Below are 24,510 nucleotides of genomic sequence, written 5' to 3'. Positions count from 1 at the left end.
GATTCATACCCAATACTAATTACAAGTCTTTAAGTTTCTCCTCAATTCTCGCCCTAAGATTTGGATAGGCCTTGATAATCCTTCTCTCAGATTTCTTATCAAAGATTCTCTTTAGCTCAAGCCTTAACCTCTCACTTCTTCTATCGAAGTCTTCGCCCAGCTCGCTATTTTCAAACTCTTCTTTTCTTTCCTTAAGTTCTAGGCTTCTCTCTGCGACCCTCTCTCCTATCTTATCTGAAACTTGCTTGATCCTAGCAGAAGACTTTTCGATCTCCCTGAACTTTTTGTTGACACCTAAAATCATATTGACAGTAGCAAGTAGGTCTACAAACAAGACTAGGGCAAAGATTAAATCAAATCCTAAGAGAAAATTTCTAGAAAACTGGCTTACTAATTGAGCTATTAGAGGATGGATTGCTTCATACAAGATAAAGCAAAGTGCAGCCCAGATTAAAGAAAACTCAAGGCATATGTAGCCTCCTATATTTAGGACCTTGTCAGAATAATCCCACCATTTCATATGAAATAGCTTCTCCAAAACAAATCCTGTGATAAGCTCGATCAAACTTGTTATAAACATAGAGGCAATCAACAAGACTATCTTGTTAGAAGAATCCACCAAGCTTAAAAAGTACAAGACTGCTACAGCCCCAAAGCCATATACAGGGCAATATGGTCCATTAAGGAAACCACTATTGACGAAAACTCCCCTCCTCATAGCCTTGAAGGAAACTTCAAGTATCCAGCCTATAAAGGCATAGATGAAAAAATAGGTTAAATAATATTCAAAATTCATATGTACCCCTTTCTAAGAAAATTCCTATATTATAGATAATTATACCCGCTTTGGGACGATAATATATTGCTTAGCAAATAAATATATAGAGCTTCCCCTTATCTTAAGCAAATCAAAATTTATATCGACCACGCTTCCCTTATGTCGAGCTTAGTCGAGACATCTTTTGACATATGCTATATTTTTTAATAATTCCTCATTCCGCCACCTCGAACGATACGTGAGAGGTCTACAGAACATTGGGACGTGCTTGATTTAAGATTTTGTTATTTAGTTATTTGCGTAGATAATTTGAACTTTTATAACTACGTGTCATCATAGCCTGTAGATCTCTCAGTCGTACCTCCTTCGACGGTAGTTTGCGGGCTTAGTTGCACTTCGCCACGCAAAGCCTCGATTAAGGAATTTCATTAGTTCGCTATACTCACTATGACAATTCCATTAGAGATGGCGATAATTGTGTGAATTACTATTTTTGAAAATTTTTAATCACTTGCACTTTTAATATGAGGCGTGAGGTTTCTCAGATCCTCTATTAGCTGGACGGGCTTGTTTCGGAGCCCGCAAACTGACACCGAAGGTGGCATCTCGAGCTTGTCGAGAGATCTATTAACTTTACCTACCGTCGAGCGTAGTTGATACATCTCACTGAGTTACCACCTCGACAGAGCGAAGCGACGAGAGGTCTACAGTCTAAGACGACATGTATAATTAAAGATAATGTATATCTAAGAAACTACATTTATCTCAAGAGGCTTCTCCACAAGGTCGAAGCAAGGTTGCCCTCCTGGTGGGCCACTGTTTGTCTGAAAGACAAATAGTGCAGTGACTTTTGTTTCTTAGAAACAAAAGTCAAAAGAACGTCGAATGTCGTTCTAATACTTCTAGAAAACTTCGTTTTCTTTCCCCTTATATCTAATAGTTCTGGTCACAACGAACGAAGTGAATTAATGGCAGACCTTAATCGAGGAAGCCCTCGTCATGGGCCACTGTTTTGCAAAGCAAAATAGTGTAGTATCCTTTGTTAGTACTAACAAAGGATAAAAGAACGATGAATATCGTTCAAAGTTAATAAGATAAAGGTCAAGCTAAGCTTGTCCTGAATCCGAAAACTACCGTCGAGCGAAGCGTAGCGTAGTCGAGATATCTCACGAGAAATCTCAAGCCTTAAACGACACTTATATAATTAAGAAAAAACACAGCCTTACAAAAATTATTTCTCAAGTAATTTTGAAATTCCCACCTACTTGTGTTAGAGTGTTTAGAGAATAAATCACTTTAAAGTTAAAAACCATAAATTGAGAGGAAATATTATGAAAGAGAATAATAAAATTTCAGCCAAGGCTTTGATCCCCTTTTTAGTCTTTATAGGCCTTTATCTAATCACAGGTCTTATCCTTCAAGTTCGTGGAGTCGAGATGGCCTTTTACCAATTACCTGCCCCTATAGCAGTCTTTATCGCAATTATCGTAGCCTTTTTTATCTTTAAAGGAAGTATAGAAGAAAAGTTTGATACCCTAGTTACTGGCTGTGGGGACTCTAATATTATAATTATGTGTTTGATCTACCTACTAGCTGGAGCCTTCTCTTCCCTTGCCAAGGCCTCTGGTGGAGTAGACTCTGTAGTTGCCCTAGGGCTTTCCTTTATCCCAGCAGGTTTTCTTACAGCAGGAGTCTTTCTAATAGCTTCCTTTATATCAATAGCTACAGGATCATCTGTAGGCACTATCACCGCCCTTGGCCCAATCGCAGTAGGACTTGCTAATACTAGCGGTATAAGCCTTGCCCTAATGCTGGGAGCCTTGGTGGGCGGAGCAATGTTTGGGGACAATCTATCCATAATCTCCGATACAACCATAGCAGCTACCAGGAGTCAAGGCTGTGATATGAAGGATAAGTTTAAGATGAATGCCAAAATCGCCATACCTTCTGCAATCCTAACTATTATCCTTCTTCTAATATTCGGAGCGCCGGAAGTTACGACAAGTCCGACAGACCTTACTTACGATCTTTTATCAATTATTCCCTATCTATTTGTCCTCATAGTTTCCCTTATGGGAGTCAATGTATTTGTCGTGCTTACTGGAGCAATTGGACTTTCCTCAGCTCTTTTGCTCCTAAGAGGATCCTCCATTATAGATATATCCCAAATTATCTGGGAAGGCTTTACAGGAATGTTTGAGATTTTCCTTCTTTCTATGCTTATAGGAGGCCTGTCCAAGATGGTGGCAGATGAGGGAGGAATCAATTGGATAATCTCCAAGATTAAAATCTTCGCCACAGATATTAAAACTGGAGAGCTTGGCATAGGGACCCTCGTATCCCTAGCTGATATCTGCGTTGCCAACAACACCGTAGCAATCATAATCTCAGGGCCTATAGCTAAGAAGATGTCTAGAGAATTCGGAATTGATCCAAGGCGTAGCGCCTCCCTCCTAGATACCTTCTCCTGTGTCTTTCAGGGAATAATCCCCTATTCAGCCCAGGTCCTCATAGCAGCAGGCTTTACCGGAGGAGCCCTTGCTCCCTTCGAGCTTGTTCCTTTCTTCTGGTATCAATTTATCCTTGGCATCTTCGCTCTAATCTCAATCCTAGCTCCTAGAGACCATAAAGAATAATCCTAATTTTAGGCAAAAGAAAGCCCTAGCTTCCATATTTGGAAATCTAGGGTTTTTCCTTTGTCTTTTTAGACTATTAGCTTAAAGGCTCTTTTTTCTTCTTGGTGTAGATTAAAACTCCTCCAAGCATTACGATAAGTCCAATTATCGCAAATCCAATCCAAACACCAGGTCCACCTGTGAATGGGTATTCTACCTTGGTGTTTTCGACTGGTATTGGAGTGATATTTGACTTATCTACATCAACATAGATTGGACCAGTGCTTGATAAGCTATCTATATCAAGACTGTAGTCAGCAGTATCTAGTATTGTGTTATTAATAATAAATTCTGCTTTTTGATCCACTTTTGTTGTGTCCTTAGCCAATGTTCCAGTGTATTCTACAACTATAGTGTCAGTTGTTGATACGTCAGAAATTTCATCTCCTTTTCCAAGAAGTTCTTTTAGTGAATATCTTGAACCATTGTTATTGCCTGTTATACCGTATTCAACTGCATTGTATGGCTTAAAGTCAGATTCTTCTAATTCACCAAGAGATTTCTTTTCATTTTCTCCTGGATCTGCCTTTAGAAGGGCAACTTTAATTACTCCACCACCTATTTGTGTATTAGATTTAGGTGTAATATTCCAGCCATTTTCTAAGATCCTTAGATAAGATTGAGAGTTTATTCCAGTCAAGCTTTCGTGGTTTGGATTTATTACAATTCTCTGTGTGAATGTCTTCTTATCCTTATCCACTGATAGGACTTGGCTAGTAATTTGTCCTTTCTTACCTCTTGTCAAGCTTGCCCTAAGTGGGTTCTTTTCAAGAACTGAAAGGCTTCCACTTTCAAGCTTGAACTCTTTGATATAGCCTGGCATCTTAGAGTATCCATCTGGTGCCTTCGTTTCTACAAGGGCGTAGTAACCATCTTTGAAGATTGGAAGTTTGAACTTACCATATTTACCAGATGTTACGGTGATGGCTACATCTTTTTCTTCTCCATTTACAGTTTTCTTTTCTGTTAGGGCAGCATAGTCGCCATCTTTATTTTCCTTGTAGTGAATTTCAAATTCTGCACCTTGAAGCGTCTTAGTGTTATCATCGCTGTCAACTTTTACAAATTCAATATTCTTGTAGTTTACTACCTTTATTGGATCAGATCCTATAGGTTCTGTAACAGTTTGAGTTTCATCTCCTGTTAGCTTGTCAGCTAGACCTTGAACTGTGCTTGCGATTTTTTCCCTTACAGTTTGATTATCTGCTGATATTTCTTCTAATGGCTTAACAACTTCTCTAGTTATTATACCGTCCTTATCTACAGTGAATTCTTCTATATGACCTTCTATCTTGTTGTAGCCTGTTGGGGCTTGTTTTTCAATAAGGGCATATTTTCCTGGAGCAAGTTTTTCGTATTTAACTAGTCCATCTTCTTTTGTAGTCATTTCTGTACCAGTAACTTCATTCCATTTTGCTGAAGTCTTGTCGTATTTTACAAGGGCGAATTTTGCACCTTCAAGGACTTTGCCTTCTGCATCAGTCTTTTTAAATGAAATTTCATTCTTAGGGTTTGTTGCTGTTACTTCAAGCTTAGCCTCAGCATTATTATTATTTAATAAGGCATAGACATAATCGTGTCTTTCAGCACCCATATAAGGTTGATTGTATGCATTGTATCTGTCGATCTTTCCTTGTGCCTCATAGTCTGCTGTATCAGTCTTATCTTTGATATTACCTGTAACTCTTATTATATAAGTGTCTTCTGGTAACAGGTAACCTTGTGGGAAGGAGTAAACCGCAGGATTCTTTTTAGATACATCACCATAATAAGTGTTGTTGTTGAGCAAGTAAATATATCCCTTGTTAACAAGTTTATTAACATCTACTGCATAAGATGGTGGTAATATACCATTTTTATTGTTTTCTTTATTTGGGTTAGTATCACTCAAATAAGCATCATTTACCCTAAATACTTGCATATTTAGATTTTCAACGCCCTTAGCTGGAAGATAAGTGAACCTACCATCATTTATTAATTCTTGATCTCTATTTAGATAGAAGATGTGTTCAAATTCACCTGTCTTATTATCAAAGTAGGTTATCTTTGAAGATAGGTTTGGTCTAGTTCCATAAGCTTCGGCGTAGTGTGTTCCTAGGTCAAATCTTACATTTACATACTTAAAGGTATCTTTAGCACTTGTGGAATTCATCTTAATTCCTACAGGAACATTGTCTTTTGATGTTGTAAATTTAAACCTATTGATATGACCTACGATACTTGTGTTAAAGTCTGTTAGTTCATAGGTTCTAGCATATTCTGTAAATGTGTAGGTTATTATGCCATTAGCATCATCATATTCTGCCTTGGCTATTGTACCCACACCTTCTGCGAATATATCCAGACCAGAAATTAAATCTTTGTTGTAGATACCGTATAGGTCAGTGTAGTCACTTAATTTAACTTGGAAATAATCTCCAGGTCTGATTGTGATTCCATCATTTAGCCTAAAGTCATTGTTAAATCTGAATAACTGAGCTGAGTTAGGCCAGATTGTATTTTCTGTTTGTTTGTCAGGGTCGTTATCTGGTCTAATGATTTCCATATCAGAACTATTAAGGCTAATCTTTTCTGTAAGATCAGAGCCTGTCCTTGCGATTGGACCACTGTATGGGTCAAGGTCTTTACCACCTACTGTGAAGTTCCATATTTGTCCCTTGTTTTGGTAACCGTCTGCTGGTTTTGTTTCTACTAATTCATAGTTACCAATTGGTAGGTCTTTAAATTCTATCTTACCATTAGAATCTGAACTAGCGTTATAAATTCCTTCAACCTGTCCAGTTCCGCCTTCTGTATTCTTTCTTGATAGTCTTTTTAATTTAAATTGAGCACCAGCAAGGGCATTTCCTTCACCATCTTTTTTGTTGATGGTAATAGATCCCTTACCAGGTTTTTCGTTTATTATCTTACCCATGTTTTTGGCAGTAGCGCTTGTTACGAAATCAACTAGCTTACCATCTTTTACAGAAGTTGTTTTTTCTGGAACATATTGGTAAACTCCAGTAGCTCCTTCATATTCTAGGGAAACAAATCCAGATGAATCTGAAATTATCTTAGTTTGTAGTAGCTCATATTCATTACCATCTGAAACAACTAAAGTTAACTCTTTTAGCGGCTTACCGCTAGTTGCTTCAGCAGATTTATAGATGATTGTTTCCATGTTGATTTCTTTAGAATCAACATTATCAATTAGAGTTTTCTTGTTAGCATCCTTTAGATCAGCCATATATAGGCTTGTCAAAGCTTGACCCTTATCATCTCCTGGGAACTTAACATTGATGGATTTAATATCTATAATGTCTCCTGTTCCAGGATCTACAATCTTACCAGAGTCTGTCCTTATTGTTTCAATTGTGAATTCTAGAAGGGGCTCTTTTATAGGTCTATATCCCTTTGGTGCTTGAACTTCCATTAGTCTATATCTACCTGGCTCTAGGTTTCTGAAACCAAAGTAACCGTTGAAGGCAGATGCTACAGTTGAACCCTTGACATCTTCGTAATTTCCTCCAATAAGTTTTTGAACCTTAAATACTGCTCCTTCGAGTCTGTTTTCAGTTACTACTTGACTGTCAGGTTTATCATCTGGATTGTCACGACCGTGTTTTGAGAAGGTGATGTTGTATTTTTCCTTTTCATTTTCGATTACAAGTCCTGTTTTTGGAACTTCATTTTCAGAATCTGAAGAATAAATAGGATTTAGGTCTACAGATGTATCTGCGTGTAGGTAAGGGTCAACTTTTACAGATGGGTCAACCTTACCTGATTCGTAAATTATCTCGTCTAACTCAGCTTTTTTGCTGATAAAGTTAGCGTATTTTTGACCAGCTGGCTTATCATTTGCCCATCTTTCTGCTTCATCACTTGCAGCCTCTTTTGTCCATCCGCCGTTTATTAAAGCTTGTTCATAGACATCTCTCAATACTTTCATACCTTTTTGGTAAGAAGCACTGTTTTTGCCAGTTTCCCCGATGACAGTATCATAGTAGAATTTATTATCTTCACTAGGGTATAAAAGTTGTTTAAATTCCCTCTTACCTTGATAGAAGTCAACGTGAAGGTCAATTTTCCCATAATCATCAGGATTTATTTCTGTCTCATCCTTCTTGTAAGGAGCTTTCTTGATAGGATCCTTACTTGGATTTCCTTGAGCGTCAGTGAAGTTATAGTTTTTGTCTATATACACTTCGTTAGTAGCTGTACCATCTATAATAGCATCGTCATAGTAACCTTCGACTTCTACTATATAGACTCCCTTACCAATATTTAATTGGTCTTCATCAAAGCCCCAGTCAAAAGGTCTCCACCTTGCAGTATTAACCATAGACATGTTTGGATCTGATAAGTCGTAAGTTCTTAGAATCTTATCATATTCGCCATTAGTAATATCTGCATTATCTTCTGGGTTTACTAATTGATAAGTTGTCCTATAGGCAGTCTTTACACCTTCTTTAATAGTTACTGGAGGTAGTCCAGGTCTATCAATTTCTTCTCTCTTGTATTTTGGAGTTATTTGAACATTTAAGAAGTCTCCACCTGTGTAGGATCTAGTATCAATATAAATTCTTTGTACGTAAGTCTTAGATTCTGGATTGATATAAGTTAGTCTAGATTTTACTTTTATATCTCCAGTGCTGTTATATTCTTTTGCATTTGACTTTTCATTATCATCTATAAAGCTTGATGGAGTATCTGTTGGACCCTTGTAAACAGAATACATACGTCCACCATCATCTCTTACTTCCATCTTCCATGGAGCTACAATCCTCTTGTAACCATCTGGGGACTTTTCTTCTGTGAGTACATAATAGCCCTTTTCAAGCTTAACTACATTTCCATCTTCGTCCTTGAATATTACATTTCCATCCTTATCAGATGTTCCTTTTAAGGTTGGGAATTTATCGTCTACTTTTTCGTACTTATCATCAATCATTTTCTTGATGTTAAAAGTAGCACCTTCAAGCTTTGTTCCATAGCTATCAGTCTTTATAACCTTAGGAGTAATACCATCTTTTCTGTTGGTAATCTTTACTTCTTCTGTATTATCACCACCGCTTATTAAAATATCCTTGCCTTCCTCTGGCTTGAAGCTGTCTAATGGATCTTTTTTATTGAATGTTGCTGATACATTAGCATCTCCCGCCGGCATTGTGAATGTGTATTCACCATCAGAACCAGCTGTTAAATCTTGTCCATTCATCGTTACACTTTCGATTTCATAACCTTCAGCTGGTGAAACAGTCAAGTTGATTTGTGTACCAGCTGTTGCAGAAGTTGTTTCAGCAGTAATTGTTCCACCTTCTTGTGGGTTTTGAACTATTACATTATAAGTTTTTGAATCTTTTTCTTTCCAAAGAGCTGTGATAGTAGTATCAGCATTAACTGGAATTGTATCTCCTGGTTGATATTCAACTCCATTTACTAACCAAGCTTTAAATTCTTTTCCAGTTGGAGCAGTAAATCCATTAGCTGGCAATTTATAGTTAGAACCAATATTTATTTTTTCCTCTGCCATTGTGCCAGAACCTTCTCCAGGGCTAAATGAAACAGTTGCTTGTTCTGGAGCTTTATCTCTCCATTGAGCTTGAATTGTTAAATCACTTGTTACAGTTATACTTTCCCCAGGATTTTTCTTTTGTCCATTCACTAGCCATCCATCAAATTCTTTTCCATCTGGTGCTATAAATGAAGATCCTGGTAATTCGTATAAAGTACCATCTTCAACTGTTACTGGATTCATTTGCCATTGTCCACCATTTCCATCAAATGTTATTGTGTGGTTAACAGTGGCTTTTACTACTGGTACTCCAGCTTCATTAGCATATGATTTTTCTAACCAACATTTGTTTTTCCATGTTCCTGCAGTGTTAAAGTTATAGTTTGAACCTAAACCAATTGGATAGTTTTCGTTATAATTTGTTTCAATTTCTATTAAGATAGTGCCTGGGTATCTAGTGTTAATATCTGTAGTTTGAATCTTCTTGGTACCTTCTGCTGTAAATTTTACATTTGAACTAATATCTTTTTTACCAGATATAGAATCTATATCCGAGCTTTGATTTATATTAGCTAGACTAGTACCATCAGGCACTTGGAAGACTCTTGTAGTAACATCACTTGGACTTATATTGTATTTATCATAAGCTCTGTGGAATTTGATGTTACGATTTTTCTTAGCATAACCTTCTTTGTAGATAAATACCTGTTTGTACCTATTATTAGACTTGTCTATCTCAATTATCTTAGTATCTATTAATTGTCCAAGTGCTGAATCGGAAGCATCTTCTCTCTTTGTAGGTTGAGTTGAGCTTGTATTATCTACAACTTCCCAACCATTATCAGCAAAGGTAGATATATTCGCTGATCTTAAGGCAAATAGATTTATTGGATTTGATAGAGGTATAGCTGAATTATCATTTCCGAAATTTAGCTTTCTATTTACTAGTGAGTTTTCATCTTCTATTATAGGTCTATTGTTTGTTGCCCTATTATTAAATAGTACTGAATCCACTTTATTAATGTCTTTATTTCCGACAATTAATGTGGAATTTTTTTCTTCGCTAGCAGTTCTTTCTTCTGTATCTGCAGAAGCATCTTTTTCCCTAATGTAGATTCTACCATCTTTAAGAACTGTCACTGTCCAATCAGTATTGGCTTTTTCGTAACCTTGGGCTGGACCTGTTTCTATTAAATCATAGACTCCTGGAACTAGGTCCTTAAAGCTTACCTTTCCTTTATCATCTGAGTAAGCCCACTTTGTTTCTTCGCTTGGCTTTGGTCCTACTAGTTTGAAGGTTGCTCCTGTTACTGCGTCGTAACCACCAGTAGCATTTTGTTTTTCATTTACCTTGTCAATAGAAAATTCATATCTTTTCTTTTCGTTTGTTACATCTAGGTAGTCATCTGCTATATAAGAACCTTTGATATCGTCTGTGATGTTATCTTTCTTAATAGGATCTCCTACTACAATGTCTGATACTTGTTCGTAGTAGTCTGATTTCCATGATGGCCCTTGTGATGTGTTTAGGTCCATGCCTGTACCTACTCCACCAGCTTCAGATTTGTAAGGAATCTTAACATCGACAATTATTGGTTTGCCTTTGATTAAAGAATTTCCATTCTCGTCTTGTAAATTTTCTGAGTTAAAGTTTAATTGAAGCCTTTTGCTATAAGAAGAAGCTATGGAAGATTTTTCTACCTTATCAGTTATATCTGTAGAATTATAAGAATATAGTCTGATGTCTTCTACATTTGTCGTAACTGGTCTGTCAAGTGTGTAAATCTTGACATCTTCATCTCCAGCATACCAGCTCATATTATTATCCCAGAGTTTTTCCCTATGAATTAAAGCATTGTAGATATCTATGTCATTTGCTTCTGGGTTTATTACATATCTTTGGATAGCGTAGTTATCATTTTTATTGATACCGACAATTCTAGTACCTAGCCTATTTGGGTAAGAAGAATTGTTTAGATAACCTGTTTGTCTGTTATCACCTGGTATAAACTTATCAGTAGGTCTTTGTGATACATTAACCCAATTAACATTATCTTGGAATAATATTGAGTTCTCATATTGGTTACTTGAGTCAGAATCTTGCTTTTCATTATAGTTATAGATTTTGACATTGTTATTAGCGTCAACTACTACTACCCACTTCTTCTCAAGCCTTTGGTAGCCTGCTGGTGATTTTGTTTCTTCGAGGATATATGTTCCTTGAGCTAGCTCTTTATTAAATGTTACAACACCATCATCTCTAGATGTTCCTGTAGCAAAGGCAGCTGTCTCCCCTTGTTTTGTTAGCTTAAATTCTGCACCAGCTAATGGTTTATTTTGATCATCTTTCTTATAAACTGTAAACTTAGTTGCCGTAGGCTTATTTGTTACTGGAATCTCTATATCCTTTCCAGTAAAAGATCCACCGCTAGCATTTAGTCCAATTTCTGTAATTGTTACAGTGCCATCTATACTTACATCGACATTCCATCTTCTATCAGTCTTGATAAAGCCTGTTGGAGATTTTTCTTCTTTTAGGGTGTAAGAACCTGGTTCTAAATTCTCAAAGCTTGCTATACCATCTGCTCCTGATGACCTATATATAACATTATTATCTTCATCAGTTAAGGAGAAGGTCGCACCAGAAAGTTTTTCATTATTTGTTTCGTTTGATTTTAAAATCTTAAAATTACCTGGTGTGTATTTTTTATTGAACAATCCAACTTCTTGACTGTAGAATTTTGGAATTTCTCCACCTGTTTGGTCTCCTATAGCTATATTGGCATTTGCCTTTGATACAAAGGCTGAGTTAAATGATCCGTTTGCCATATTGAAGGCTCTCCAAGTATTGTTGAACTTGTCTATATCTGAAATCTTGAAAGTCTGTTCAATAATATAGCCATCTTTGTTGTTATTATTTACACTTGGCATCTTAATATCCAAAGGACCCTTGTCCTTAAGTTTTCCAAATGTATCTAATTTACCAGGATCGTAATTTAATACGACATCGCCATTCCTATCATTTGTGATTTTTTGATTAGGATTTATATTCCTACTATAAATTAAATGATAAGTTGATGGATCTTGTTCTGGTCTTACACCAAAGGATAGGGGCATATTGTAGTTTACCGTCTTTTGTGTTTGAAGTTCAGGTAACCTAATTGTTCCCATCTTAGGTGCTGTTCTATAAATCTTGACATCCGTAAGGTCATATGGAGCCTCTGTTCCATCACCTGACCATTCGACGTAGTTTCCTGCTGTATAGTGTTTTACAGACTTCCAGTTGAAGTTAAGAACATCATTTGTTCCTGGTTGAATGTAGTGAGGGTTATAATATGCCAAAGCTGTTACATACCATTCGCCATCATCCGCCTTATATACATCTCTAAAGTAGTATGATTGAGACGGTTTAGCACGAGCTGGGTCATAATAGTATAAGTTGTAGTCAGCAGTGATAGGCTGAGTAATAGTTTGGTTATTTAAACCATCTTGTCCTGGTGCTACTGTTACTGTGAAGTCGTAGGTACCATCGTTTTGAGCAAAATACTTTGATGGAATCATACCAACTAATTTAATATTTGCAGTAGCTTGACCACCTTCTGATTTTTCATTAAACACATAGGTTAGTTTATTTGTTGTGTAATCAAAGTAAGGGTCAGCTATTTCTTTTCCGTCTTTCATTATCTTAGGAAATTCAGAAAAGTATTGGGTGAAATCTAGGTTTTTATCAAATTGTATTGAAAATCTAGATCCAGGTGCTGAATTGTTTAACTGAATCTTTGCAGTATATGAAAGTGATTCAAGGAAATATGCTTCCCAGATACCTGGTCTTGTACCAATACTTCCACTTTCCTTATCATTTACATAAAGTTTTTGCTCTACACTTGTAACATCTGCCCTAAACTTATCTTGGCTTTGTTCTATATCTCTTATAAAGTAGTCTTCTCCATTTACAGGATAACCTGATCCATTTTTAAATTTAGGTATATAAGTTACTTGTTTAGAGTCATCTACTGTTACTTCAAAGATAACATTTGACTTTACGTATCCTTCTGGGGCTTCAGTTTCTTCTATTATATATTTACCTCCTGGCATATTGCCAAAAGATACCTTACCCTTATCATCTGATGTCACTGTAGATATAACATCACCGTTTGCATCTTTAATTTCAAAAGTCGCACCTGCTACAGGATTGTTTTCCTTGTCTAGTTTTGTAAGTTCAACTGGACGAGTTTCAAAGGCTTCGTTAGTTATTGTAATCCTTGTCGCCTTATCTGTATCATTTGAAGTAGATGGAACTATTTTTTGGTCTTGAAGCCTTGCTTCATATTTTGTATTATTATCTGTCAACCAGTCATAGGATAGGCTGTCACCTGTTCCAGTCACTTCTACCAAGAAGCCCCAGTCACTTGCAAATCTTTCCTTTGGTAGACTTACTTGATATCCAGTTTTTTGTAAGAATTGATCATATACATCCTTACTACCATTAATCGGATAGGTATGTGGATAGTTTAGAACATTTCCTCCCAAGTCTTTTAGCATTTTATCTGCACTTTGTTGGGTCATGGCAGTCTTAAGGGATGACCTTTGGCTATTAGGGTCTACGTCAAATACTTCTACATTTGAAATAGAGCCATTATCCATCCTAAGGTTCAGCCTAGTATCTTTGTTTGTAGAGCCACCCCTTTGTGCTTCGTTGGCCTTAAGGAAGATATAGGTTGTAACATTTCCTTTATCATCCTTAGTAGCATATTGCATAGCATTCATGTAATCAGGATAGCCACCATGCTCAACTGTCTGAGTTGGGTTAGATCCTACAGATATGCTAGCTGATCCACCTGTAAGGCTAACATTACCATTATTATCAACATTGATTGTTGGATTTTCTTGGTTAAGCTTGTAGCCATTTGGTGCTTTTGTTTCAAATATTGTATAAGTGCCTGGTGCTATGTTATTAAATACAGCTTCACCATTAGCATCTGTAACTACTTCTGGTCCATTTAAGAGTTTGAATCTTGCTCCAGCAAGTTTTTTCTTAGGGTCACTTTTGTCCGTTTTTACTATAGTAAAGCTTGCCATCTTTGGAACTTCTTCAACTGTTCCCCTGTTATGGATATTGTATACTTTTGTGTTTGGATCGTAGTAGTTATGATTTTCGTAATAGGATATAGCTTTTCCATTATATGTTTCATCAGTTGGGAAAGTTTGCTCTATCTTAATATTGTTTTTTGTAGCCTTTCCATCTGTTCCAATATTCCATACTTTGACATCTGGGATTCTTATATCTCTAGTTGCTTGTCCTCCTGGTGTTTCTTCACCAACTGTTGTAGAGCCTAATTCCTTATCAGTATTATTTGAATCTACAGCCTTTAAGGTTTGACCTGGCATTTTTAGGCCTTGGTCTAGGTTCCAGTTTTGTTCAACATTTATATCTTCATATTTAGAAATAGCAACTCCACCAAGGGTAAGAGGCTTTTTATCTTCTTGACTTTTTAGAGCAGATGTATACTCATAAACCGCTATTGTTCCTACAGCTTGATTTTCTGATGGATTACTTCCTTTAGTTGGTATAGGTTTAACATTTGTTTGCTTTGGACCATCTTGAACCATCTTTCCAGTAGATGGATCTACTTTGTATACAGCAACTTGTCCACCTGTCTGAGTTTGGTTTCCCCCAAGGTTTCTACTTTCCCATGGAAGACTTGTGTCAGCTTCATTTTCACCATCAGCCTTATCATCTCCAGTTGATACTGCATCTGTAACAGTCCACCTCGCAGTAGATTCTGAAGTGAATTCTCCTAGGATTGTAGTTCTATTGTTGATGCCTGCTCTTATAGGTGTTGATTCTTTTACCTTTTCAAGTGGCCAACCATCCATGACGATTCTCTTCGCACCAACTTTTCCATTTGCAATAACGGAAATATCCATCATGTAATTTTCTTGCATACCTTTGATTGGGGTGTAGAGATTGTAGGTAATTTCTCTTACACCTTCCTTTGGTGCGTGGTGTTTGGAGTCGTGGATACCAAAGGCATTTTCTAATTGGTCTGTTAATTCTACACTTGGGTCATTACTTTTAATTTCTCCAAGACCTGAACCCTTGACTGTTGTAAAGTTTGCCTTAAAGCCTAATTTACTTAGGTCGGTATCTGATGATATTCTTACAGTCCAATTGTAACCTTGAAGTTTTCCATCTTTGATCACAGGATTTGCTACTGCATCCATGTCTACCTTGTAGTTCGAATCGTCTGGTTCGATGATTTGGGTTACATCGTCTCTACCAGGTTCGATTATAGTTCCTGCTGGATTTCCATTTATATCAACTTTTTGTGGCAAGAGGTCTTTTGGATTTGTTACACCAAGGCCTGATACCTTGTTTGTAACAGTAAAGTTTCCATTATCATCAAGAGTTATATTATTTGTATTGTAGTCTACAGGTATATCAAGTGGAATTTGGATATTTTCTGTGATATCTCTTGCTATAGTGTAAGTAATGGTATTGTCTGTTGGGTTATATTTAGGATTTGCTATTACTTCTCCATTGTATTTTATTGGTTCAATACTTGTTCCTTCTTTTACAGTAAGGGCTTTATCCAAGTAGATCTTGAAATATTGTCCCTTCTTGATTGGCCCTTGAACTGTTGATGTATCAAAGCGAGTCATTATATGAAATTTCTTACCATCTAGATTAAGATTACCCGCACTCATAGCAGCCACTAGCATTTGTGGTCTAAAGTTCTTGTCGGCGTCCTTTTCTATTAGCTTTTTGATAGCAGGAGCATTGTCATCCATAAGCTTGGCTTGGTCTGCTCTAGAAAGATTGTATTTTTCGCCAAAGCTTGTTAGGAGCTTTTGGATTTCTTCTAGGCCGTTTTTATCATCTGCTAGGGCCTTTTTTAGTTCCTTATCTGCCTTTTGGAGGTCAGTTTGGCCGAAAAAGCTCTTTATTCCATCAAGTAGGCCCTTCTTTTCGTCCTTAGCTGTAAAGTCTTTCTTCGCTTCCTCTTTGCTGTCTTCGACTAGTTGGTCGAATTCTTTTTTCTTTTCTTTCTTTTCTTCTATTGTGGCAGGAGTTTTGTTTTCTTCTTTCTTTGAAGCTTCGTTTTTGTCTGCTGGTTTGTCGGCATTTTCTTCTTTGATAGAAGAGTCTGATTTTTGCTTTTCTTCCGACTTATTTTCGCTTGTTTCTTCGCTAGCTTCTTCTGATTTTTCTTCTTTTGACTCTTGAGTCTTATTTTCTTCTGAGGATTTTTCTTTTCCTTCAGATTTATCTTCTGCCTTAGTTTCTTTAGTGTTTTTATCTTCTTTATTGGCTGATTTATTTTCTTCTTTCTCAGCCTTCTTATCTGAGTCATCTTTCTTTTCGGCTTCAGTCTTTTTATTTTCTTCTGCCTTAGGCTTTTCTTGTGACTCTTTCTTATCTTGAGCCTTTTTTTCCTCAGTTTCTTCCTTAGATTTATTTTCAGTCTTTTCCGCACGGTCTTCGTCGTCTTCTTCGTTAGACTTTTCTTCTTCCTTAACGAATCGTGGGCTCTTTACAGCTCTTCCGTTTACCCCGTAGTTTTGGGTCTTGGTGTTTTTCTTGTCTACCCTTCCTACTAGGCTAAGTTTTAGGAGATATCCTGCTGGGACATCTAGGTCAATCTTTTCTTGGTAAGGAATATTAGTTGAGAATTCTCTTTGAATCTCAAATCCTTTCTCACCTGCCTTGTAGTAGTCAAGTTTGATTTCTGCATTTTCTTTCTTTATATTATCTAGGGATATTTTATATTCGATTTTGTTTTTCTCTAAGGATTTGCTTTCTTCGTCAGCCTTATCTTTGGATAAGATGTAGTCTGTATAGACAATCCTGTCATCTTTTCCATCTTCATCTTCTTTGATGTAGGCGATGTGTCTTAGGTCGTCTTCCTTTTCTTTGACACTAGTTAGTCTTAATTCCTTAAGATCAGGATCGTCTTCATTTTCATATTCTATAAATTTATAAGAAATTCTTTGAAGGTCGATATTATAGCCATCAATATCCATGGACATGTCAAATGAATAAAGCTTATTGGTATCTATAGCCTTCTTGTCGATTGGAGCTTCTAGGACATATTCGATGGACTTTTCAACGCTTGGGCTTGTGATAGCAAGAGTCTTTAGACCGTCTTTGTCGCTTTTCTCCTCACTATAATCGATATTTGCCCCATCTTCTGATAGGTCCTTTACTTCCTTGACATTAATGTCCCTTAGGCTTTGGTTCTTGTTTGTGGCAAGAGAAAGGGTCATCTTTCTTTCTGGGTCATGGTCGGTGTCTTTGATCTTTTCTAGCTTTATAGTATAGATTATTCCGTCCTGATCATCGTTTAGACTTGCCTCATGGCTTATCTTATAAGCCCTCCTGTCAGTTTCAGACAAAACGATACTGTCACTTGCGTCATCATTCGTTTCGCTTTCTTCAACATACTCATCTTCGTATTCGCTATTATCAGCGATTCTGATGGATGTCGGCATTTGCTTATTCTTGTTTTTTGACAAGCCAATAGCATAGACATTGCTTGGAACTGAAATTGTTATAGCCAAAGTCAATGCGAATAGCTTTAAAGCAAATTCTTTTAATCTATCTTTCATAAAATCCCCCTTGTTATATATTTTCGATATATTGTAAGCTCTTTATACACAAGAGCATAAATTGCCTATTATCCTAATTATATTTTAATACATATCATAGTTTTTTGCAAGGATTAATCTTCACATTTTCTTAAAATTTTATATTCTAAGATATTCAAAAAGAACTAAGAGTTATATATTATATATAGTAGGAAGTTATTCAATAAAAAAGCCAGATTCTTATAGATATAAGTCTGGCACTAGCTTATGGATTCATAGCAATATATAAATAAGTAAGTCCTCTAACTTGTCAAATCAAGGCTTCCAATGATTTTCTATCTATGATGCTTATTTCCTTATCGGAAACTTCAATTAGCCCATCTTTATCCATTTTAGATAAGCTCCTAGAAAGTGAGGGGCGAGTTGTTGCAAGATAATCGGCCCGCTCTTCTCTAGAAATAGATAAATGAACTTTTCCCTCTTCTTCATTATCAAGGAGGAAGGCTGCGATTTTCTGTTTGAGATTGGCTTGGGAGTTGATTTGGTTTTTCTTGGATAACTTGAGGCTTTTCTTAGCAAGGATATCTATGAAGTTAAGGCGGAGATTCTTCGAACTTGTACTCATAATAAGCTTTCTAAAGTCCTTTATTACGAAAATCTCGCTATCCTTATCGGCCTCGGCCCAAAAATCGAAGGGCTTTTTAAGATAAGCATAGACCTCTCCAAAAATCGCCGGTTTGTTGAAGCTTGCAATGATATATCGCTTACCTTCCGGATCGATCTTGTAGACCTTGACGCTACCCTTTTTTAGATAATAAAAGTCCTCCTTGACCTCACCCTTATTGAAAATATGGCTGCCCTTTGGGTAAACCATCTCGTAAGTTTGTCCCAAAAGATCTATTTCTCTTAGCTCTTCATCTGTTAGATTCTTAAAAATTGGAATTTCTCTAAGATCCATCCTATACCTTCCTTCTATATATTATAGTAAAACGCTTGCTATTATTATACGACAGCAAAAAAGACCCCGCAGGGTCCAATTAATTATTTTCCTTAAGGAAGGCTAAGTCATAGATCAAAAACAAGGCCAAAAGAACTGCAAAGCCTAGAAAAACCCTGGTGAGATTTTCTGTATTAAACAAGTTCTTGAAAAGAACAAGAACGAAGGGAGAAGCCATAGCCCCAAGGTTGTTTCCAGCAAACATTATGCCTGTGGCTTTAGTTATATGTCTTTGGTCCATATGATTTCCCAAATCTCCTACCGCATAGGATATGCAGATTGACTGAGCGAAGGTCGCAAGGGCAAGGCCTAGGACTAGAAGAATAATAGAATCATCTCTTATAGCTATAAGAAGACTTCCTCCAATCATCATGAGGATTGCAATATTTAATGACTTCTTCTCAAATACATCATAAAACTTACCAAAGGCGAATCCTCCAACCATACCCACAAACATTATGAAAATCGTATATAGGCTAATCGATTCTCCCAAAACACCATTGGCTGCAAGGACAGTAGGAAACCTCAAATTCATGGCATTATTGGTCATTATAGCTACCATGGAAAGGACTATATAGAAAATCACGAACTTATTCGCCCTAAACTTTCCCGAATCTTCCTTCTTGGATATGGGAAGGTCTGGAACACTTCTTAAGAAAAATATGAGTGGAATTATTGCGAAGGGATAAATTGCAAAGCTTAGATACAAATCGTCCTTGCCTATCACACCTGCAAGAAGAATAGCAATGATTAAGCCTATCATCTCGAAGGCGTTTCTGTAGCCCATAAGCTTAGCCTTCTTTGCTCCCTTATTGAAGATCCCTATATAAGTCGAAGAATTGGTCGCATAAATCCCCACACCAGTTCCAAGGATCAACCTATTTAGAATAATAGCAAGTTCATTTCTAAAAACAAGAGGGATAAGTCCACTCAGACTTACAAGAGAAAGCCCCAAGATAGTAGACTTCCTCATTCCAATTCTCTCATTAATCTCTCCCGCCAAAAGCAAGAAAATAGTCGCACTAATAGCATTAAGGCTTAGAATAATCTCGGTCGTACTAATCGATAGACCAAGCTCTTCTATAATACTAGGGGCAAATTGATTTGTAGCAATATGGGTCGTATGGAAGAGGGCAAGCCCAAGCACCGCCCAGTCCCTTGTCTGAATTTTTCTCATCATCTTCCTTTAATCATAATCTAATATCAGGATTGTAAATCCTATAAAACTTTCATCATTATTATCATAGATATTAAACTCTAAGATGGGGTACTTGGCAAAACACTTGCTGTCAGATGAATTTTTCTATTATGAATGATTTAATCGTCAAATTCGAGATAGGCACCCTTCATTGGGCTTACTGAATGCTCAGCCAAAAGCTTTATAGCACCGCGCTTGTACTTACTTTCTCTCTTAGTTAATTTCTTTCTTCTTTGCTCCAGAATCTGATCAATCTCTTCCCTATCGCATTTTTTCCTGTCTATACCAATAATATTTAATTTTCTTTCAGGAATATTAATCTCTATAATATCCCCTTCTTCTACTAGGGCGATAGGACCACCTTTTGCCGCTTCTGGGCTAACATGACCAATTACAGGACCAGTTGATGCTCCCGAAAATCTTCCGTCAGTTATTAGTGCTATGGATGCACCTAATTCTTTGTCAGAACTAATTGCCTCAGAAGTATAGAACATTTCTGGCATTCCGCTGCCTACTGGACCTTCATACCTTATAAATACTGCTTCTCCCTTATTTATATCATGATTAAGGACTGCTTTTAAGCACTCTTCTTCACTATCAAATGGTCTGGCAATTAATTCAGCCACAAACATTTCTTTTGGACAAGCGGTATGTTTTATAACGGCTCCTTCAGGTGCTAAATTCCCTTTTAGTACAGATACTGATCCTTCAACTCCTATAGGATTATCATATGGTTTTATAACATCTTCTTTCTGTACCTTACTATTATATTTTTCATTAAATTTATCTAGAAGAGCTTGACATTTGTCATAATATCCGTTTTCTTTCAATTCTTCTAAGTTTTCTCTTAGTGTTTTACCAGTGATTGTCATCTCATCAAGATATAATAAGTCCTTATATTCTTCCATTATCGCTGGCAAGCCTCCCGCATAATAGAATAGTTCAGCAGGCCATTTACCAGCTGGTCTTATATTTAGAAGGAATCTTGCTTTTCTATGAATTCTATCAAAGTCATCTCCATCTATATCTATATTTAACTCATGAGCAATAGCCGGTAAATGCATCATGGCATTTGTAGATCCTGATATAGCAGCGTGGATCAATATTGCGTTTTCGAAACTTCTTTTAGTTAGAATTCTGGATGGTTTCATGGACTCATCACCTACAATTTCGATAGCTCTCTTAGCTACTTTTTTAGCATATTCTTTTATTTCTTTTCCTATAGCTGGCATAACTGCGCTACCAGGAAGAGCAAGCCCCAAGGCTTCTGCCATTATTTGCATTGTTGTAGCAGTGCCAATAAAAGAGCAAGATCCACAGGAAGGACAAGCGTTATGCTTAGCCCATGTTAATTTATCTTTTGTAATCTCTCCTCTTTCATATTGGGCGCTATACATTCCAATTTGTTCAAGGGTTAGCATTTCAGGACCTGCAGCCATAACACCTCCAGGTAGGAATATTGACGGTAAGTCTGATCTTAACATCCCCATCAAAGAACCTGGAGCTCCCTTGTCACAAGAAGCTATATATACAGCAGAATCAAATTGTAAAGCATTAGATTGTATTTCAATCATATTTGCAATCATCTCTCTGCTGACTAGTGAGTAGTTTATTCCATCTGTCCCTTGACTTTGACCATCACACATATCAGTATAATAATATCTTGAAGCAAAGACCCCATTAGCAAATATTTCTTTTCTGACAATTTCAACCAATGAATCCAGGTGCTTTGATCCAGGATGAGAATCTCCAAATGTCGAACCTATATATATTTGTGGCTTAGATAAATCCTCTATCTCCCATCCCATACCTAATCTTAGGGGATCTAATTCAGGTGCAACTTCTCTAGATTTTTGTGAATTTAATTCCATTTTTTCTCCTTTTTATATAAATGCAATTAAGAGCAGACTAAGCTGCCCTTAAAAATATATACTTATTACTTTAATTCTGGCCAATAATCTCTATTAGCATCTATCAAGTCATCAAGAACTTCTTTAGCTACTTTCGCAGAAGGAACCATTCTTGATAAAGTTAAAGCTTGCCATAATTTATTATATGATCCTTCTTCCCATGCTGAGACAACCAATTTCTCTACTGAAACTTGTTGTTCCATTAGACCTTTTTGAAATTGTGGAATAGCTTGTTGAGATATTTTCTTATAACCATATTTTCCTACTATACAAGGTATCTCAACCATTGCAGTTGGGTCAAAATTAGGTACAGAACCTTCATTAGGTACTATCAACAAGAATTGTTCTTGTGTATTATTTGATAGCGCAACTGCTAAATCTACAATGTATGATGAATGAGCATTAGGCTTTAACTCTACACCTTTACTAGTACCACTTTCGATTATCCTATCACATGTCTCAAACACATTTTTTTCTCTATTTTCTCTTATTTCATCAACTCTAGTGTGATTAATATCAGAATGTTCTACAACATAATCTGGATAGAAATAGTATTTTAGATAAGTGTTTGGAATAGTGTTAGGATCTAATTCATAAACATCTTTTGCTTTTCTGAAGGTCTCTAGCCATGATTGTTCATAGTGTTGACCATCTATACCTTTAACAAAACCACTTTCTCCAACATTCTTTCTGATAAGGGGCATTAGGTCGTTACCTTCTTTATCCCTAATATCTGTAAACCATCCAAAATGGTTTAGTCCATAATACATTACATCTAAATCTTTCCAGTCTTCAAAACCTGCCATATGAGCCATTTTATACATCAAACTTATAGGCATATCGCATATATTTAGAATCTTTGAATTAGGTCTTAGTCTATTTGTAGCTTCCGCAACAATAGCTGCAGGATTAGAATAATTAAGCATCCATGCATCTGGAGAATATTTTTCCATGTAGTCTAAAATCTCTATTACACCACTAATAGATCTTAATCCATAGGCAATTCCCCCTGGACCTGTTGTTTCTTGGCCTACAAGACCATATTTTAAGGGTATTTTTTCATCTTTTTCCCTCATATCGTATTTTCCAACACGAATTTGAGCCATAACAAAATCTATATCGCTAAAAGACTCTTCTGGGTCTGTAGAGTACATAAACTCAATTTCAGGATGATGTTCTTTAACATAAATTTCGTATGCTTTTCCTATCTTCTCCTGCCTTTTTTCATCATTATCATATAGTTTGATTGTTTTTATAGGAAATCTATCCAAATTATCCAACAACATCAATAGAATTCCTGGTGTATAAGTTGATCCTCCACCTGCTATAGTAATACTGTGTTTTTTCATACCAATAATCCTCCTCGTATATTATAGTTGTAGTAATTGATACTACATTTTATTCTCAATCCCACTTTCTTGTGGGATAATAATTGTATAGATAGAGGTCGTAGCGATCCTCCTTGAAGCTTGTCTTCCCGATTAAGGGTTACGCCTCTTCTTTACGTCTTTATCAGTATGAGCTGGATAGCACATTTCGTTGCTGTATGTCTAACGAGGTTTGATTGGCGTAAAGTTCTTGAGGGTTCTTTCTCTATCTAAATTTATATTAAAGCTAGGTGATTTTATGTTTTACATTGGTGTTGATATTGCAAAGAATAACCACGAAGCCTCAATAATTGATTCTGATGGGAAACTTGTTTCTGAGTCTTTTTCTTTTTCTAATTCTATTAGGGGGTTAGAGAAGTTTCAGAAATGCATTTCCTCTTTTTCGATTGATTCTAACAATTGTATTATTGGTATGGAAGCTACAGGTCATTATTGGCTTTCTCTTTATTCTTTCTTGATTGATTTAGGTTTTTATTGTGTTGTTATTAATCCTATTCAATCTGATGCTTTTAGAAAGATGTATATTAGACAGACTAAGAATGATTCTGTTGATTCTTTTGTTATCGCTCAAATTCTTAGGTTTGGTGAGTTTTCTGTTTCTCATTTTTCTGATGAGGATACTTTTGCTTTAAGAAATCTTTCTAGGTTCAGGTTTGCTCTTGTTGATGAAGCTTCTGATTGGAAGAGAAAGCTTGTTGCTATTTTAGATCAGGTTTTCCCTGAGTATTCTTCGCTTTTTTCTAATATTTATGGTGTTANCTTCTAAGGAGCTTTTGAGTAAGTATCCTTTGCCTGAGGATATGATTTCTATTCCTGCTGATGAGCTTGCTAAGCTTTTGTCTAAGTGTAGTAAGGGTCGCTTTGGTATTGATAAGGCTAAAGAAATTCAAGAGAAGGCTTCTAATTCTTTTGGTGTTAAGTTTGCTTTGAAGTCTTTTTCTTTTCAAATCAAACAGATTATTGCTCAAATTTCTTTTCTTGAAGATCAGATAGCTGAGATTGAAGATGAAATTTCTTCTATGATTAATTCTTTATGCCCTGTTATTACTTCTATCACCGGTATTGGTGATGTCTTAGGTGCTGCTATTTTCTCAGAAATTGGTGATATTTCACGATTTGAGAGAGCTAATCAGTTGGTTGCTTATGCTGGTTTAGATGTTGCTGTTAAGCAATCTGGCAATTTTAATGCTACCGATACTAAGATTTCTAAACGTGGTTCTCCTTATCTTAGACGTGCTATTTGGCTTGCTGCTAGTGTTGCTGCCTTTAAAGATCCTGCTTTGTCTGTGTATTATCAAAAACTTAGACAAAGGGGTAAGGCTCATGGTACAGCTATTGGTGCAGTTGCTAGGAAACTTACTAACATTATTTTTGCTGTTTTAAGGGATAACAAAGCTTACATACCTAATATTTAGTTGTTACTCAATTGTTATTTAGTTTTTCTAAGCCTAATTTTTAGGCTTGTTTGACGTGCCATAAAT

7 protein-coding genes and 1 pseudogene are annotated in these 24,510 nt (G+C 36.4%); 2 read left to right on the top strand and 6 right to left on the bottom strand.

The window, feature by feature from the left end:
- Window positions 1–19: 19 nt before the first annotated feature.
- Window positions 20–796 (bottom strand): putative ABC transporter permease, encoded by a 777-nt coding sequence (locus C7D97_RS08405; RefSeq protein ID WP_105301609.1) that lies wholly within the window; start codon window positions 794–796, stop codon window positions 20–22.
- A gap of 1,313 nt (window positions 797–2,109) precedes the next feature.
- On the opposite strand from C7D97_RS08405, the gene C7D97_RS08400 reads away from it, so the two are divergent.
- Window positions 2,110–3,414 (top strand): Na+/H+ antiporter NhaC family protein, encoded by a 1,305-nt coding sequence (locus tag C7D97_RS08400; protein ID WP_105301608.1) that lies wholly within the window; start codon window positions 2,110–2,112, stop codon window positions 3,412–3,414.
- A gap of 76 nt (window positions 3,415–3,490) precedes the next feature.
- Here C7D97_RS08400 and C7D97_RS08395 read toward each other — a convergent pair whose 3' ends face one another.
- From C7D97_RS08395 to C7D97_RS08375, 5 genes are all read right to left on the bottom strand, one after another.
- Entirely contained in the window at window positions 3,491–17,557 is a 14,067-nt protein-coding gene (locus C7D97_RS08395; RefSeq protein ID WP_105301607.1) for a SpaA isopeptide-forming pilin-related protein, read from the bottom strand.
- A gap of 289 nt (window positions 17,558–17,846) precedes the next feature.
- Complete coding sequence (locus C7D97_RS08390) at window positions 17,847–18,494, bottom strand: Crp/Fnr family transcriptional regulator (RefSeq protein ID WP_105301606.1); 648 nt, start codon at window positions 18,492–18,494, stop codon at window positions 17,847–17,849.
- 79 nt (window positions 18,495–18,573) lie between these two features.
- Window positions 18,574–19,713 (bottom strand): MFS transporter, encoded by a 1,140-nt coding sequence (locus C7D97_RS08385; protein WP_240308901.1) that lies wholly within the window; start codon window positions 19,711–19,713, stop codon window positions 18,574–18,576.
- Between the two features lie 137 nt (window positions 19,714–19,850).
- On the bottom strand, window positions 19,851–21,602 hold the full coding sequence (gene ilvD, locus C7D97_RS08380; RefSeq protein ID WP_105301604.1) for a dihydroxy-acid dehydratase: 1,752 nt from the start codon (window positions 21,600–21,602) through the stop codon (window positions 19,851–19,853).
- Window positions 21,603–21,667: 65 nt separating this feature from the next.
- Window positions 21,668–22,990, bottom strand: coding sequence for a 6-phospho-alpha-glucosidase (locus C7D97_RS08375; RefSeq protein ID WP_105301603.1), 1,323 nt, complete (start codon window positions 22,988–22,990; stop codon window positions 21,668–21,670).
- Window positions 22,991–23,267: 277 nt separating this feature from the next.
- On the opposite strand from C7D97_RS08375, the pseudogene C7D97_RS10845 reads away from it, so the two are divergent.
- Window positions 23,268–24,444 (top strand): annotated as a pseudogene (locus C7D97_RS10845) (IS110 family RNA-guided transposase).
- The last annotated feature ends 66 nt before the right edge of the window (window positions 24,445–24,510 follow it).

The organism is Anaerococcus marasmi (genome assembly GCF_900290195.1).
In the GTDB taxonomy this organism is placed as follows: Bacteria; Bacillota; Clostridia; order Tissierellales; family Peptoniphilaceae; genus Anaerococcus; species Anaerococcus marasmi.
This window is presented reverse-complemented; position numbering and strand designations above follow the sequence as displayed.